Here is a 15830-nt window from a genome sequence, read left to right on the forward strand (position 1 = left end):
TTTTTCTGTACCGACTGTGATGTAAAGGTGCTCACGGACGGGAAATGAACTATTTTTCTCTCCGGCCCCGTACCCCCTGTCGGATGCACCCGGGTCTACCCGATACTTGGTCGGCCCATTCGGAGCCTTCGACAGGTCGAGCTTCATCGGAGAGGACGCACCCCCCAATGCGCAAGAGACTGTTGGCTATCGCCGCCGTCGGCCTGATGGCGACGGCCACCATGACTGCGTGTGACGACTCCGGTGATTCCGGTGACACCGGTAACGACAGCGGCAGCACCAGCACCGGCAGCGGCAAGGCACGCGTCGGCGTGATCTTCCCCGACACCGAGAGCTCGACCCGCTGGGCCAACGAGGACCCCAAGTATCTCGAGGCTGCTCTGAAGGCGGCCAAGATCCCGGTCGAGATGCAGAACGCCAACGGCGACCGGGCCAAGTTCGTCCAGATCGGCGAGTCGATGATCAACAGCGGCGTGAAGGTGCTGATCATCGCGAACCTCGACTCCGTCAGCGGCAAGGCCGTCCTCGACAAGGCCCGGGCCAAGAAGGTCCCCACGATCGACTACGACCGGCTCACCCTCAACGGCGGCGCCGACTACTACGTGAGCTTCGACGGCAACGAGGTCGGCCGGCAGCAGGCGTGGGGCCTGATCAAGTGCCTGAAGGCCAAGAAGGCCGAGAACCCGCTGATCGCGCAGCTCAACGGCTCCCCGGCCGACAACAACGCGACGCTGTTCAAGGCCGGCTACGACGAGCCGCTGAACGAGAAGTACGACGAGGCCACCTACCGCAAGGGCCCCGAGCAGTGGGTGCCGGAGTGGAAGGACGACGAGGCCGAGAAGATCTTCACGCAGATGCTGGGACAGGCGCCCGACATTCGCGGTGTCCTCGCGGCCAACGACGGCATGGGCAACGCGGTCATCAAGGTGCTGCGCAAGCACAAGCTGAACGGTGTCGTCCCGGTCACCGGCCAGGACGCCACGCTCGAAGGTCTGCAGAACATCCTGACCGGCGAGCAGTGCATGACGGTCTACAAGGCCGTGAAGGCCGAGGCCACGGCCGCGGCAAACCTCGCGATCGAGCTGTTCAACGGCAAGAAGCCCGAGGTCGGTCCCACCATCAAGGACCCGGAGTCCGGCGCCTACGTGCCGTTCGAGAGCCTGAAGCCGACGTCGATCTTCCGCGAGAACATCAACGACGTCGTGCCGAGCTTCGTCCCCGAGAACAAGCTCTGCGTCGGCAAGTACCTGGCCCTCTGCAAGCAGTACAAGGTCGGCTCGTACGCCAAGGCGAAGTCGAGCGACGACGACGAACAGCAGTAAGCGGTAGCTGAGCAAAGGGCCAGGCGGTGATCCGCCTGGCCCTTTCGCGTCAGGCCAGCAGTTCCTTCACGCGAGGCAGCACCCGGGTGCCGTAGAGCTCGATCGCGCTCATCATCTTCTCGTGGGGCAGAGTGCCCACCGAGTACTTCAGGTCGAAGCGCTGAATGCCCAGTTCCTGCACCGTACGGGCGATCTTCTGGGCGACCGTCTCGGGCGAACCGGCGTGCCAGGCCCCGTCGCGCACGTCGATCTCGAAGCGGTCGCGGCTCAGCGGCGGCCAGCCCCGCTCGCGACCGATGCGGTTGAGCATGTTGCGCGCGTGCGGCCAGAGCGTCTCGATCGCCTCCTCGTCGGTCTCGGCGACGAACCCGGGGCAGTGCACGGCGACCGGCTGCTGCGGCTGCTCGAACTCCTCGAGGGCGCGATGGTAGAGCTCGACGTAGGGCGCGAACCGCACAGGCTCGCCGCCGATGATCGCCAGGACCAGCGGCAGGCCGTGCCGGGCGGCACGGACCACCGACTCCGGACTGCCGCCCACGCCGATCCACGTACGGATGTGGCCGGACTCGGTCTTGGGATAGACCTGCTGGTCGGTCAGCGGTGGGCGGACCGTGCCCGACCAGGTCACCGGGCCCTCGTCGAGGAGCTTGACCATGAGGTCGGCCTTCTCCTCGAACAGCTTCTCGTAGTCGTGCAGGTCGAAGCCGAACAGCGGGAACGACTCGGTGAACGACCCGCGGCCCAGGATGATCTCGGCGCGGCCGCGCGAGACCGCGTCGAGCGTGGCGAACCGTTCGAAGACGCGCACCGGGTCGTCCGAGCTGAGCACGGTGACCGCGGTGCCGAGCTTGATGCGCTCGGTACGCGCCGCGATGGCGGCCAGCACGATCTCGGGGGCGGAGACCGCGAAGTCGTCGCGGTGGTGCTCGCCGAGGCCGAAGCCGTCGACCCCGACCCGCTCGGCGAGCACCGCCTGCTCGATCACGTCGCGGATCACTTGTGCGTACGGAAGTCTCTTTCCGTCGCTGCCGGCGGTGACGTCGCCGAACGTGTTGAGTCCGAATTCCACCAGGTGATCTTAGAATGAGAGTTGATGCAGCTCAAAGCCGCTGTCCGGGGCCGGTGCGAGGACGGCCTCACCGGCATTTCGGGGTAACGGCGGGGCTGACGGGGGACACGAAACCACCCGTCACCCTTCAGGCCGCGCTGCACCTTGATCGTCGCGCCGCCGCTGCGGTTGACCACCCACGTGATCCGGACCGAGTCGCCGCGGTGTTGCGGGGAGGAAGCCGTGACACGGAACCAGCTTTCTCCGTCACCGCATGGCAAACGAAACGGTCCCCAACGGCGTGCCGGTCTTCACCGAGAGGTGCGGCCTTTCAGGCGTCGACCCATTTCCCGGGCGATCTCGTTCTTGGCGTCGCGCTCGGCCAGCACCTGGCGTTTGTCGTACGACTTGAGGCCGCGCGCCAGCCCGAGCTCGACCTTGGCCCAGCCCTCGTTGAAATACATCGAGAGCGGCACCAGGGTGAGCCCGTTGCCGTCGCGGAGCTGAGCGAGGATCTTGAGGATCTCGGTCTTGTGCAGCAGCAGCTTGCGGGTGCGGCGCGGCACGTGGTTGGTCCAGCTGCCGTAGCCGTACTCCGCGATGTGCAGGCCGTAGAGCATGATCTCGCCCTCGTGCTCCTGGGCGAACGCGTCGACCAGCGACGCCCGGCCCTCGCGCAGCGACTTCACCTCGGTTCCGGCCAGCACGATGCCCGCCTCGTACGTCTTGAGGACGGCGTAGTCGTGCCGCGCCTTCTTGTTCGAGGCGATCAACTTGCGTCCGGTCTCCCTGCTCACGGGGAGAGATTAGCTTTACGGCACGGGACGGCGCATCGAATAAGTGACGCTGCTGAGCCGGTGGGGCTCGTTGTGCACGTGCATGGCGGCCCGGTCGTAGGCCTGCCAGCCGGCCGCGCCCGCCCGGTTGAGGTGGCGCAGGTCGTCGTAGCGCTCGTCGGTGCCCCAGCGCAGCGTGCCGCCGGGGTGGTGGAAGGTGGCGGTCCAGTCCATGAACCGGTCGGCCCCGAGCGTGCCGGCGGCGCGGTATTCGAGCCGCGCGTATTCCCAATTGGTCACCCGCAGGATTATGCCGAAATGGTCGTGCTCGCCGCGACCTGACCGCTTGGGCCGACGATTCCCTACATGTCGGGCCATCATGGACGAAGGTGGCGAGGATCACCCCTGAGATAACCCTGAGTGTCCGACAGAGGTCTTCTGGTGGTCACGCGCACAGGATTACGCTCCGCCAAGTTCGCACCACGATTCGGGGGGATCGGGATGGCAACTGGTGGGGTGGCGAGGCTCGTCTGCGGCCGGTGGTCGAAATGGGTCGTCCTCGCGCTGTGGATCGTCGTGCTGGCGCTGGCCGGCCCGCTCGCGGGCAAACTGACCAGCGTCCAGAAGAACGACAATTCGGCATGGCTGCCCGGCGGGGCGGAGTCGACGCAGGTCGTCGACCTCCAGCGGCAGTTCCAGCCCGACGACATCGCGCCCGCGATCATCGTCTACGAGCAGCCCGGTGGTGTCACCGACGCCCTGCGGGCCAAGGCCGCCTCCGACGCGCGGGCCTTCGCCGGCGTCCAAGACGTCACCGGTCAAGTGGTCGGGCCGATCGAGTCGCAGGACAAGGCCGCGATCCAGACCATCGTGCCGGTCCGCATCTCCGACGAGGGCTGGGAAGCGCTGCCCGGCATCGCCGACAGCATCAAGGGCATCGCCGAGGCCAACGCGCCGCCCGGCGTCCAGGTCTTCCTGGCCGGCCCGGTCGCGGTCGCGGCCGACTCGGCCGGCGCCTTCGAGGGCATCGACGGCACCCTGCTCTACACGACCCTGCTCATCGTCGCGATCATCCTGCTGATCACCTATCGCAGCCCCGTCCTCTGGATTTTGCCGATCGCGGTCGCCGGGGTGGCGCTGGCCAGCTCCCAAGGCCTGATCTACCTGCTCGCCAAACACGCCGGCCTGGTGGTCAACGCGCAGAGCGCCGGCATCCTCACCGTGCTGGTCTTCGGCGCCGGCACCGACTACGCGCTCCTGCTGGTCGCGCGCTACCGCGAAGAACTGCGCCGCCACGACGACCGGCACGAGGCCATGCAGTTCGCCCTGCACCGGGCCGGCCCGGCGATCATCGCGAGCGGCGCCACCGTGGCGATCGGCATGTCCTGCCTGGCCCTGGCCGAGCTGAACTCGACCCGTGGGCTCGGCCCGGTCGCCGCCATCGGCGTGGTCGTCGGCCTGGCCGCCATGGTCACCCTGCTCCCGGCCCTGCTGGTGATCTTCGGCCGCTGGCTGTTCTGGCCGGTCCGCCCCAAGTTCGGCACTCCCGAGCCGACCACGACCGGTTTCTGGGCCCGGCTGGGCGGCCGCATCGCCCGCCACCCGCGCCGCGTCTGGATCACCACCTCGGTCGTGCTCGGCGCGATGGCCCTGGGCCTGCTCCAGCTCAACGCGACCGGGCTCAGCCAGGCCGACCAGTTCACCACCGAACAGCCGTCGACCGTCGCCGAACAGGCCCTCGCCCGGCACTTCCCGGCCGGCGGCGGCCAGCCCGTCACGGTCATCGCCAACGCGGCGAGCGCCGCGCAGGTGCGGCAGACCTTCGCCGCGGTCCCCGGCATCACCGAGGTCACCGAACCGGTGGTCCGCGGAAACCTCGCCCTCATCGACGGAACGCTGTCCGAGGCCCCCGACAGCAAGGCCGCGCAGCAGACCGTCGAACGCGTCCGCGACGCGGTGCACGCCGTGCCCGGCGCCGATGCCAAGGTCGGCGGCGGCACCGCGATCATCCTCGACATCAACAACGCCAACGACCACGACAACCGGCTGATCATCCCGCTGGTGCTGCTGGTCGTGCTCGTGATCCTCGGGCTGCTGCTGCGGGCGATCGTGGCGCCGCTGATCCTGATCGCGACGGTCGTGCTCTCCTTCGCCGCCGCGCTGGGCATCAGCACGCTCGTCTTCCGGCACATCTTCGGCTTCCCGGCCGAGGACACGTCGTTCCCCCTGTTCGTCTTCGTGTTCCTGGTCGCCTTGGGCATCGACTACAACATCTTCCTGATGACCCGGGTGCGCGAGGAGGCCCACCAGCACGGCACCCGGCGCGGCGCCGTCGTCGGCCTGGCCGCCACCGGTGGCGTGATCACCTCGGCCGGCATCGTGCTGGCCGGCACGTTCGGGGCGCTGGCCAGCCTGCCACTGGTCGCGTTCGTCGAGATCGGGTTCGCGGTGGCCTTCGGCGTCCTGCTCGACACGATCATCGTGCGCTCGGTGCTGGTCACCGCGCTCAACCTCGACATCGGCCGGCACATGTGGTGGCCGAGCAGACTGGCCCGCAAACACGACGACCCGACCGACAAACCGGGGGAGCCGTTGTCATCATCTGAACCCGAACTTACGCACTGAGCACGCTCCTGCGCAGGCTGCCGGTGGGCCGTGGAACCCGCGACCCACCGGCAGACGCGAGGAGGCGAAGCCGATGAAGGCTGTCCGAGTGCACTCCTACGGCAAACGACCGTCGATCGACGAGGTGCCCGAGCCCAAGGTGACCGGACCGCTCGACGTGCTGGTGCAGGTCGGCGCGGCCGGGTTGTGCCGCACCGACCTGCACATCATCGAGGGGCAGTGGGCCGAGAAGTCCGGCGTGCAGCTGCCGTACGTGATCGGGCACGAGAACGCCGGGTGGGTGCGCGAGGTCGGCAGCGCGGTCACGAACGTGGCCCCCGGCGACGCGGTCATCCTGCACCCGCTGGTGACCTGCGGCCTGTGCCGTCCCTGCCGCTCCGGCGACGACGTGCACTGCGAGAACTCCCGCTTCCCGGGCATCGACAGCGACGGCGGGATGGCCGAATATCTGCTGACCAGCGCCCGCTCGGTGGTGAAACTGGCCGACGGCCTCGAACCGGCGGCGGTGGCCGCGCTCGCCGACGCGGGGCTGACCGCCTACCACGCCGTACGGAAGGCGGTGCCGTTGCTCTACCCGGGCCGGACCTGCGTGGTGATCGGGGCGGGCGGGCTCGGCCACATCGGCATCCAGTGCCTGGTCGCCATGACCGCGGCCGAGGTCGTCGTGATCGACCCCAACGAGAAGGCCCGTGAACTGGCCCGCGAGCTGGGCGCCCACGAGGTTGTCGCGAACGGGGACGAACTGACCGACAGTGCCGACGTGGTGCTCGACTTCGTCGGCGAACAGGGCGCGGAGAAGCTCGGGCTCACGATGACCCGGCGGGCCGGAAGCTACTACGTGATCGGCTACGGCGGCACGGTGAACATCCCGACCATCGACCTGATCTCCACCGAACGCAACATCATCGGCAACCTGGTCGGCTCGTACAACGACCTCGACGAGCTGATGACCCTCGCCGCCCAGGGCAAGGTCACGCTGCACACCCGCACGTATCCGCTGACCGCGGTGAACGAGGCGATGGACGACCTGGAAGCCGGGCGACTGCAGGGCCGCGGAATCCTCGTGCCGTAGCCCTCTCACCAGCCCTACCCCTCCCACCCAGGGGGCCGGCCTGAGAGTAGGGCGGCGGGAGCGGACAAATCGACTTATCCACAGGGAGGCGGGGGTGATGCCCCTGACAACTTCAGAGGAGGCGGCCGGTTCTGGTGGCGGTGGAGAGGGCTATCGCCCGGGTGGCCCGGACGGCGCCGAGGCGTACGGCTCGTTCGACGGAGCGGCGGTCGTCGCGCAGGCGGGTGGTCGGCATGGAGACGGCGACGGCGCCCACGAAGCGGCCGACGGCGTCCGTGACCGGGGCGGCCATGCAGGTCAGGCCGTCCTGGAACTCGTCGACCTCGACGGCCAGGCCGGTCTCGCGCACCTGGCGCAGCTGGCGCGTCAGCAGGCTTCGGTCGATGACCGTCGCGGCGGTCACGGCCGGCGTTCCGGTGTGTTCCAGCAGGGTCTCGCGGTCGTCGACCGGCAGCCGGGACAGCATCAGCTTGCCGAACGCCGTCGCGTGCGGCGCCTGATGGAAGCCGACCGCCAGCGGCCGGATGCGTGGGTGGGCCGGGCACTCGGCCACGTGCGCGACGATCATCTCGGCGTCGCGCAGGGTGGCGTAGTAGGACGCGGCCTGCGCCTCGCGGTGCACCACCGACGTCACCCGCCGCACCTCGGGCGGGGCCTCGATCTGCCGGTGCAGTCCACGCGCCAGGTCATCGACGCGGTGCCCCAGGGCGTACGCCCGCTCCTCGGTCAGATGGACCAGATAGCCTCCGCTGACCAGGGTCGTGAGCAGATGATAGGTGGTCGGCAGGGTGAGGCCGAGCGCGGCGGCGATCTGTTTGGCCTGCACCGGGCCGGGTGCGGCGGCGATGTGGTCGAGCACGCGCATCGCCCGCTCGACGGATTGAAGAACCGTCATGCTCCTCAGCGTGCTGGCCGGGCGAGGATAGACGGAACGCCATTCACCATTTGCGCGAAAGGGAAGCCCCGATGATCTTTATTACCGCCAAGTTCCCGATCAAGCCAGAGTTCGCGGACAAGTGGCCCGAGATCGCCGGCTCGTTCACCGCGGCGACCCGGGCCGAGGAAGGCTGTCTGTGGTTCGACTGGTCCCGCAGCCTCGACGACCCGACCGAATATGTGCTGGTCGAGGCCTTCCGGGACGGCGACGCCGGTGCCGCGCACGTCGGATCGGCCCATTTCAAGCAGGCCCAGCAGGACCTGCCGCGTTATCTGCGGGCCACGCCCAAGATCGTGAGCCAGTCGGTCGACCAGGACGACTGGTCCGAGCTGGGCGAGTTGGCCGTCAAATAACGCCCGTCCGGAGGTGCACCGCACTTGAGCCTCGTTCCTACCGTGGATCCCTCAGGATCCAGGAGGAGATTCGTGCGTGTGGCCCTGGCCGCGGTCGTGGCGGCCGTGCTCCTGGCGACAGTCGGCGTCGTCGCCTGGTCGCTGCGCTCCCCGGCGACCGTCGCCGAGATCAGCGCGGCCTCGGGCGGCACGATCACCACCCCGTCGGGGGTTTCTGTCCGGTTCGAGCCGGGAGCGCTCAGCCGCGACACCGAGGTGCGCATCGCGCCCCGCCCGAGCATCTCCGCGCCGCCGGGGCTGACCTGGATCACCGAGCCGGTCGACATCGCACTCGGCGACGCGGAGCTGCGCACCTCGGCCACCGTCACCCTGCCCCTGACCGGCGAGAAGGCCGGCGAGAAGGCCGGCGAGAAGGCAGTCGACGCCACCGGCGACCTGGCCACGCTGGTGACACGCGACGTCGTCGGCGGCTGGAACGGCGAGGGCGGGGTGGTCGACCGCGTGGCCGGCACGATCACGGCGACCGTCGGCACCCTGTCGATCACGTCGGCCGGCCGTACGGTGGTGCGGGGTCCTGATCTTCTGGCCGGCTCGGGCGCCCACGACGCGACCGGTCCCGACTGCGGCACCACCCGCTCGGACCGCTGGACCGTCCATGCCGAGGGCGACGTCGTGCGTACGTGCGTGGCCGCGGGCGCCGCCGACCGGGCGGCCCTGATGCGGATGACCAGCAACCGCGCGTCCGGCCAGTTCGCCGAGCTGGGCGACTATCCGCCGATGCGGGTGACCCCGGCGGGCCCGCCGACCGTGGCCGGCACGGTGTGGCGCCGGCTGGCCGAGTCCGACCGCGACCACACGTTCCTGCCCGGCAACGGCTCGCTCGACCTGGCGCTTCCGGGCGGCTACGCGACCGTCGATTTCGCGCTGCGGGGCGGTCTCGACGTGGCGACGGCCGAATACGTCGTCGAGGTCATGAGCGACGCGTACGTCCCCCCGCCCGTGACGGTCAAAGCCGTCCGCTGCGCACTGACCGTCAAGACCGACCGTGTGCAGACCTGCGTCACCGACGCGCTGGCGGGCTGGCCGGTCCCGCCCGAGGGCCCCGAAGAGCTCGCGAAGCAGCAGCGCGGCGCCGTCACTCGCGCTGTCGTCACCGCGATCCGCGGCCTGCCCTCCGTACTCGAAGCTCTTGGTCGAGGTGACGCCCTCGACGCGGGGGAGAGGCAGGTCGTCGCCGACCGCAGCCCGGTCATCCCGCAGAAGGCGCTCAACGAGCCCGGCGGCGCCATCCCGGCCGCGGTGATCAACACCCAGGAGCGCCTGTACGCCGCCGCGCGCCGCGACGACCTCGTCGGCGCTCTGCCCGCCGCCGGTCTTGTGTTCACCAACACCAGCCTGGACGGCGAGCAGGTCACCGAGGCGGTCGCCGCCCTGGTCACGACGCCGCCGTTGCGCTGGCCGTGCGACGAGACCGCCCGCGACGGCTTCGTCTACGGGCTGGCCGACCCCAACCTGCTCACCTATCCGGCCCGGCTGACCGACATGGGCGTGCCGCCCGAGGACGTGGGCATCGTTCGCCAGACGGCCGCGCTCGGCCGCAACTACCGCCTGTGCGTCGCGATGGACGGCACGTGGACGTCGCTCACCCACAACCTGCCGCCCGGCGACTTCCCGGCCGCGGCCGCCACCGGTCTGGCGCGGCTCGGCGGCACGCGGTGCGGTAGCGCCGTGAACGCGTTCCTGCCACCCGACTCGCTCTGCCGCAGCGCCGTCCGCACCGACCTCGACGGCGACGGGAAGGCCGACACGCTGCTGCTCTATCGCCGCGATGACCGCTGGACGGCCCGCGCGGTGTTGGCCGCTGGACGAGTGTCGGATCTCGCGCTGCTGTTGAGCCGCGACGAGAACCCGTCCGTGCTGGCCGATCTCGACCTCGACGGCGAACCGGGGGAGGAGGTCGCGCTGGGCACGGGAGGCACTTTCCGCCTGCTGTCGCTGACCTCCGACGGCCTTGTGCTGATCAGCCCCGCGTTCACCGTGAGCACCTCACCGACGTACACCTCGGGGATGGGCTGTTCGGATGTGAACGGCGACGGCAAGCCCGAACTCGTCGAGGGCGGCGCCGCTCTGGACCGCGCCGGAGCCCGCACGACCGAGATCCGCTGGACCTGGAACGGCAAACGGCTCGAGCGCGGCGAGACGACCGTGCGGCAGATCGACCGGTTCACTCCCGGCCCGCCCTACCGGGGCGTCACCTGCTCCTGGCGTACGGGCTGAGCCTGCCCCACTGCGTGACCAGGCGTTCGAGCCAGGGCGGCCCGGCGACGGCGATCGTGCCCTGCCCGGCGTACCACCGCACCACCGTGGCGACGTCGGCCGTGACCACGCCGTCCTCGGTGAACCCCGGCGACTGTGCGCACACCTCGTTGCCGGTCGCGGCCAGCACCAGCCAGTAGTGGTTCGGCGGCCGCCGGTCGGTGATCCGGAACTCGACCACGATCCGCGCCCGCGGCAGCCCGTCCGGGTCGATCATGCGCGCCATCGTCCACAGTGCGAGATAGGGGTCCTGGCGCTCCGGATCGGCCGTACGCCAGCGGGCGCCCCACCCGCCGAGCACGTCACCCACCTGGGCCAGCTCGCGTCCGCTGTCGGTCAGCCGGTAGGAGGTGGCGCGGCCGGCCCGCTCCCGGCGAACCACCCCGGCCCGCTCGAGCAGGCGCAGCCGCTGGGAGAGGACGCTGCGCGGCAGGCCGGGCGCGCCCTCGAGGATCTCGGTGTACCGCTCGCAGCCGAGATCGAGATTCCGGATGATGATCGGCGTCCACCGCTCGGCGTAGACCTCGGCGGCCAACGCGATCGGGCAGTACTGTCCGTAGCCCCGCACCCGTTCACCATGCACCGGCCGCGCAAGTACGGAAACCGGACTGTCCCTTCGGCCCGTCCGGGTGTGCCCTGAGAACATGACGTACGCACTTCCGGCCGACGCCGCCGAGTTCTACGAGTCCACGTTCGTGCCCGCCCTGTTCGCCGGCTGGGCCCGCCGCCTGATCGAAGCCGTCGCCCCCGCCGTCGACGAGACCATGCTCGACGTCGCCTGCGGCACCGGAGCCGTGGCCTGCGCCTCGACCGCCGGCCGCGTCACGGGCCTCGACCTCAACCCGGCCATGCTGGCGATCGCCCGCCGCAAACGCCCCGACCTCGACTGGCAGCTCGGCGACGCTCTCGAACTGCCGTTCGCCGACGGCGCGTTCGACGTCGTGGTCTCCCAGGCGGCGCTGATGTTCTTCCCCGACCGGGTGGGCGTGCTGCGCGAGATGGCCCGCGTCGGCGGCCGCCTCGGACTGCAGGTGCCCGGGCGGTTGGCGGCCAGCCCCGGCTACGTCGCTCTGACCGAGGTGGTGGCCCGCCACGCCGGCCCGGCGGTGGCCGCGGTGATCGGCGCCTACTTCAACGTCGGCGACCCGGCCCTGCTGACCGATCTGTGCACCCGCGCCGGCTGGCACATCGACCACTTCACCACCTGGATGAGCGCCACCCACCTGCCGACTTTGGACACCTTCCTGCACGCCGAGCTGCTCCCCGTCAGCGGCCATGTGGACGCCGCCACCCACGCCCGCATCGTCGCCGACTGCCGGGTGGTGCTGGCGCCCTACTTGGCCGCGGACGGCTCGGTCAGCGCCCCCCTGGAGGTCCAGCTGATCACCGCCCGCGAGAGGGCATAGTTTCGCGTCGATCGGGCCTGGCTGGGCTGCAAATATCACGATTCCCGCAAGCAGGACGGCAAGCCGGACATCGTCTACATCGACGAGAAGGCCAAGACGCCGGTGCCGCAGCAGCAGAGCTCGGCCAACTGCGGATCCGCGCTGGCGCCGTACCCCGCTGTGATAGGAACGGGGCTCGCCGACCGTGGAGATCGTTCATGACCAAGGCCGTACTGACCGCCTGTGCTCGCCTGCTCGCCGAGCGGCTGGCCGAGTTCGGGCTCGAGCGTGATGGTCACGTCTTCCGCCGGTACAGCCCGGCCGGCGACGTGGTCATCGTCGACCTGCAGTCTCACAAGGCCTTCTTCGGGGAGACCCGCTTCTACGTGAACATCGGCTTCCTGCTGGCGCCCTACTGGCAGTGGCAGGTGCACGACCGCGACCTCCCGGCGACCAGACGGCCGAACACGTCGCACACGACCTATTTCGGCCGGGTGCGTCCGCCCGACGACGGTGACGGCACCGACCAGTGGGTCGTCGACGCGGGGGCGCAGCCCGGGCCCGTGGTCGACCGGATCGCCGCCGGCCTGCGCGAGCGGCTTCCCGTCCTGCTGCGCTGGTTCGACCGTGACTACCTGTGGCGGGCCGCGATCGGCGACTTCGAGGAACTCGGCTACGCCACCGAACCGGCGAAGATGTGGCTGCTGGCCGAGCGCGGCACCTCGGCCGAGCTGCACCGCATCCTGTTCGAGTCGGGCCCGGACGACGAGCCCCTCGAGATCGACCGGTACATCTGGGAGTACGCCCGCCGTCGCGACGGTCAGCCGGGCGGGCTCAGCACGCCGACCGGGTCGTAGTGGTGGCGTAGCTTCCTGACCCGGGCGCCGGTCTCGCCGGGGTAGACGCGGTCGAAGTGCTCGGCCGGGCGGGACTCGAAGTTGACGTAGGCGCCGTCGGCGTGGCGGGCGACCGGGCGCCAGGTCGCGTCCAGCACGCGGGCGCCGTGCGGCGGGAAGACCGTGGCCACCGCGAGGGTGTCCTGGTGGCGATGGGGGTACGCGGTGGCCTCGGCCGGGACGTCGTTGACCGCGCCGCCCATCGAGCGGAGCTGCACGAAGGCGCTGTTCGACGCGGTCATCAGCGCGCGCGCCGAGCCGCGGTCGAGCGTGAGCAGGCCGTTGGTGGTGGTCGCGGGCTGCTGACCCACGTTCGGGTGTAGATGGGCGGTGGGGACGAGCGACGTGTACGGCACCACGCCGCTGCTCGAGTCCAGCAGTTTCCCGATCTTGGTCAGTGGACGGGCCGGGCCGAGATCGCCGTCGGCGGTGACCGCGGTGATCTGCAGCACCGTGGCGTCGCCGTACGGCATGAGCATCGCCATCGTGGACAGCGAACGGGGTGCCTCGGCCACGGCGTCGCGCCAGCGGGTCAGGGTGCGGCCGTCCGGGTCGGCCAGCAGCGCGAGCTGGGTCAGGCCCACGTTCGTGACCTCGGCCGCCTCGATCTCGATGGCGAGCACGATGCCCACACCGGCCCCGGCCCCGCGGACGGCCCAGAACAGGTCGGGCTCGTGCGACGCGTCGGCCCGTACGAGGGTGCCGTCGGCCAGCAGCACGTCGACGGCGCGGACCCGGTCGATGGTCAGGCCGAACGAGCGGACCAGCCAGCCGACCCCGCCGCCCGTGGCCAGGCCGCCCACGCCGACGTTGCCGTGGTCGCCTGAGCTGATCGCCAGGCCGTGCGGGCGCAGCGCCGCCGCCACCCGGGCCCAGCGAGCGCCGGCCCCGACCCGCACCAGGCGGTTCGCCCGGTCGAGCACGTCGACGCGGTCGAGCCCGGACAGGTCGATCACCGCGCCGCCGTCGGAGTCGCGGGGAGCCAGTCCGTGGCCCCCGCTGCGCACCGTGATGGGCAGCCCGCGCTCCCGGGCGTACGCCAAGGCCTGTCGCACCTGTTCGGCGCTGGTCGGGAGCAGGACCACGGCGGGGCTGGACGTGCGGGTATAGCTCGAACGCAGCAGGGCGTACCGGGAGTCGTCCGCGGTCACGATCTTCATCGCCGCACCTCCGGGGCGATCTCGGTGGCGAACTTCTCGACCTGGCGCAGCGTGTCGCCGACCGGCCAGAAGATGAACGTGTCGAAGCCCAGTTCGTCGCGCCAGGTGCCGAGGGTGTCGATCCACTCGCGCACGCCGCCGTTGAGTCCCGGACCGCCGCCGGAAGCTCCGATGGTGCCGATGACGTTGTAGATCCGGCGAATCTCGCGTGGATCACGACCTGCTGCCACGGCCGCCTCGTCGATCAGCCTCTGCCGTGACGGCACCTCGGCCGGCGGGACATAGATGTTGAGCGGGGAGATCCAGCCGTCGGCGAGCCGGCCGGTGAGCGCGAGCATGCGCGGCTTCTGGCTGCCGAGCCAGATCGGCATCGGCGCGGACGGCCCCGCCGCGTACGGCTGCCGGGCGTTCGGCGGCAGAACCGGGCCGCCTCGGAGTGCTCGGCGCAGCGTCAGCAAAGAGCTTTCCGCGTACGTGACCAGGCCGTTCCCGGTGCGACCGGTGCCGCCCATGGAATTGATCGCGTCGGGGATGCCGCCCGCGCCGACCCCGAGCGTGAGGCGGCCGCCGGTGAGGGCGTGCAGCGAGGCGGCGGTCTTGGCCAGCATTACGGGCGGGCGCAGCTGCATGTCGGCGACGTCGGTGAGGAAGCGCAGCCGCGTCGTCTCGGCGGACAGGCGGCCGATCAGCGTGAACGCGTCGAGGTGGGTGGGCTGGTAGGGGTGGTCCTGGAAGGCCAGGTGTTCGAGGCCGGTCTCTTCGGCCAGCCGGGCCAGGTTTCGGGTCTCGCGGAGCGCGGCCACGGACGGGTCGGCGCTGACCCCGAAGGTGATGGGGTGTTCGGTCATGCTCCCCAGTTTCGGAACGCGGGGCCGAGTGGCCAAAACTTGGGTTAGTCGCTAACCTTTGGTAAGTGAACAACCGTTTCGAAGCGATCGACGAGCCAAGCTGCCGCCTGTTCCAAGATTCGCTGGAGTTGGTCGGGCGCCGCTGGACCGGGGCGATCATGCTGGCCGCCCTGCGCGGTGCCCGCCGCTTCGGCGAGTTCCGCCAGGCCGTCTCCGGCATCTCCGACCGGCTGCTGGCCCAGCGCCTCAAGGAACTCGAGTCCGAGGGCCTGATGACCCGCACCGTCATTCCCAGCACCCCGGTCCAGATCCTGTACGACCCCACGCCCGAGGGGCAGAAGCTGATGGCCGCCCTGCAGCCGCTGCTCGAGTGGAGCCATCAGCGCGCTACCGTGCCTGCGTGACGATCTTCGATCTCGCGGCCGCCGACCCCGCCTCCCCGGCCTGGAACGACATCTGGCAGCAGTCGTGCCACCAGGGCACCTGCGACCCGGCGAGCGCGGCCCTGCTGCCCTGGCTGGCGCAGACCTGCGCGAGCTTCACGCCGCGCTCGCGGGAGCAGGCGATGTGTCTGGCCGGGTTCATCGCGGTCGACGCCACCGACGCCGACCGGGCCGTCCACGCCGGCGACATCGCGACCCTGCGGGCGCTGGCCACGGAGTGCCTGCCGACGGCTTCGAGCGACGAGATGTTCGTTCACCTGCAGCAGGCCGTGCTGGGCCTCGACGGCGACGAGGTCTGGGGCAAGGAACTCGACCGCGTTCTCGACGGCGAGGTCGACGTGGAATGCCCGGAATGCGGGGAGGAGACCCTCGTCGACCTCACCGACCCGGCCATCTCGCCGGGGCTGAGTTCTCCGGTGGCGGTCCGCGTCCATGCCGAGGCTGTGGGAGCAGGCCGGGACGCGGTGGCTACGGCCGTGACACGCCTCTTCGGCCGCACGCGATGCCCCGACTGCGACGCCGATGTCCCGCTGGTGTCCCCCGAACCCGGCTGATCTTCGCGGCAGCCAGCCCGCTTGATCTTCGCGGCGGCCGGCCCGCTTGATCTTCGCGGCGGCCGACCCGGTTGATCTTCGCGGCGCCCGAGCCT

Annotated in this window: 16 protein-coding genes; 9 read left to right on the forward strand and 7 right to left on the reverse strand. The window is 70.4% G+C overall.

From position 1 onward, the window contains the following. Positions 1-167: 167 nt before the first annotated feature. A complete protein-coding gene (locus EER30_RS26770) occupies positions 168-1322 on the forward strand; it encodes a sugar ABC transporter substrate-binding protein (protein ID WP_127503374.1) in 1155 nt (384 codons plus the stop codon). 49 nt (positions 1323-1371) lie between these two features. On the opposite strand, the gene EER30_RS26775 is transcribed toward EER30_RS26770, so the two are convergent. From EER30_RS26775 to EER30_RS26785, 3 genes are all read right to left on the reverse strand, one after another. After that, positions 1372-2394 carry an LLM class flavin-dependent oxidoreductase gene (locus EER30_RS26775; protein WP_127503375.1) on the reverse strand — a complete coding sequence of 341 codons (1023 nt, stop codon included), beginning with the start codon at positions 2392-2394 and terminating at the stop codon, positions 1372-1374. Positions 2395-2681: 287 nt separating this feature from the next. Next, positions 2682-3167, reverse strand: coding sequence for an SsrA-binding protein SmpB (gene smpB / locus EER30_RS26780; protein WP_127503376.1), 486 nt, complete (start codon positions 3165-3167; stop codon positions 2682-2684). A gap of 15 nt (positions 3168-3182) precedes the next feature. Next, positions 3183-3446 carry a hypothetical protein gene (locus tag EER30_RS26785; RefSeq protein ID WP_097323815.1) on the reverse strand — a complete coding sequence of 88 codons (264 nt, stop codon included), beginning with the start codon at positions 3444-3446 and terminating at the stop codon, positions 3183-3185. 201 nt (positions 3447-3647) lie between these two features. Here EER30_RS26785 and EER30_RS26790 point away from each other — a divergent pair, with 201 nt between their 5' ends. Continuing rightward, complete coding sequence (locus EER30_RS26790) at positions 3648-5771, forward strand: MMPL family transporter (RefSeq protein ID WP_127503377.1); 2124 nt, start codon at positions 3648-3650, stop codon at positions 5769-5771. Positions 5772-5844: 73 nt separating this feature from the next. Then, positions 5845-6843 carry an NAD(P)-dependent alcohol dehydrogenase gene (locus EER30_RS26795; RefSeq protein ID WP_127503378.1) on the forward strand — a complete coding sequence of 333 codons (999 nt, stop codon included), beginning with the start codon at positions 5845-5847 and terminating at the stop codon, positions 6841-6843. 112 nt (positions 6844-6955) lie between these two features. On the opposite strand, the gene EER30_RS26800 is transcribed toward EER30_RS26795, so the two are convergent. Beyond that, positions 6956-7738: an IclR family transcriptional regulator gene (locus EER30_RS26800; protein ID WP_127503379.1), complete on the reverse strand. Its 783-nt coding sequence runs from the start codon at positions 7736-7738 to the stop codon at positions 6956-6958. Positions 7739-7809: 71 nt separating this feature from the next. On the opposite strand from EER30_RS26800, the gene EER30_RS26805 reads away from it, so the two are divergent. Continuing rightward, positions 7810-8133 (forward strand): putative quinol monooxygenase, encoded by a 324-nt coding sequence (locus EER30_RS26805; RefSeq protein WP_127503380.1) that lies wholly within the window; start codon positions 7810-7812, stop codon positions 8131-8133. Between the two features lie 72 nt (positions 8134-8205). Then, positions 8206-10410 (forward strand): FG-GAP repeat domain-containing protein, encoded by a 2205-nt coding sequence (locus EER30_RS26810; protein WP_127503381.1) that lies wholly within the window; start codon positions 8206-8208, stop codon positions 10408-10410. On the opposite strand, the gene EER30_RS26815 is transcribed toward EER30_RS26810, so the two are convergent. After that, on the reverse strand, positions 10385-11017 hold the full coding sequence (locus EER30_RS26815; RefSeq protein WP_164842493.1) for a winged helix-turn-helix transcriptional regulator: 633 nt from the start codon (positions 11015-11017) through the stop codon (positions 10385-10387). The genes EER30_RS26810 and EER30_RS26815 overlap by 26 nt on opposite strands. Positions 11018-11093: 76 nt before the next feature. On the opposite strand from EER30_RS26815, the gene EER30_RS26820 reads away from it, so the two are divergent. Both EER30_RS26820 and EER30_RS26825 read left to right on the forward strand, forming a co-directional pair. Further along, the gene (locus EER30_RS26820) at positions 11094-11855 is read left to right on the forward strand and encodes a class I SAM-dependent methyltransferase (protein WP_127503383.1); all 762 of its coding nucleotides are present in this window, start codon (positions 11094-11096) and stop codon (positions 11853-11855) included. A 197-nt stretch (positions 11856-12052) separates the two neighbouring features. Continuing rightward, complete coding sequence (locus EER30_RS26825; protein ID WP_127503384.1) at positions 12053-12691, forward strand: DUF4304 domain-containing protein; 639 nt, start codon at positions 12053-12055, stop codon at positions 12689-12691. On the opposite strand, the gene EER30_RS26830 is transcribed toward EER30_RS26825, so the two are convergent. Continuing rightward, complete coding sequence (locus EER30_RS26830) at positions 12655-13890, reverse strand: FAD-binding oxidoreductase (RefSeq protein WP_127503385.1); 1236 nt, start codon at positions 13888-13890, stop codon at positions 12655-12657. The two genes, EER30_RS26825 and EER30_RS26830, sit on opposite strands and share 37 nt — an antisense overlap. Then, complete coding sequence (locus EER30_RS26835; RefSeq protein WP_127503386.1) at positions 13887-14738, reverse strand: LLM class flavin-dependent oxidoreductase; 852 nt, start codon at positions 14736-14738, stop codon at positions 13887-13889. Before EER30_RS26835 ends, EER30_RS26830 begins: the two co-directional genes overlap by 4 nt. Before the next feature lie 65 nt (positions 14739-14803). Here EER30_RS26835 and EER30_RS26840 point away from each other — a divergent pair, with 65 nt between their 5' ends. Together EER30_RS26840 and EER30_RS26845 are read left to right on the forward strand one after the other, a co-directional pair. Further along, a complete protein-coding gene (locus EER30_RS26840; protein WP_205650433.1) occupies positions 14804-15142 on the forward strand; it encodes a winged helix-turn-helix transcriptional regulator in 339 nt (112 codons plus the stop codon). Further along, positions 15139-15735 (forward strand): hypothetical protein, encoded by a 597-nt coding sequence (locus EER30_RS26845; protein WP_127503387.1) that lies wholly within the window; start codon positions 15139-15141, stop codon positions 15733-15735. Before EER30_RS26840 ends, EER30_RS26845 begins: the two co-directional genes overlap by 4 nt. Positions 15736-15830: the final 95 nt, after the last annotated feature.

Source organism: Actinoplanes solisilvae (assembly GCF_003999975.1).
Classification (GTDB): domain Bacteria; phylum Actinomycetota; class Actinomycetes; order Mycobacteriales; family Micromonosporaceae; genus Actinoplanes; species Actinoplanes solisilvae.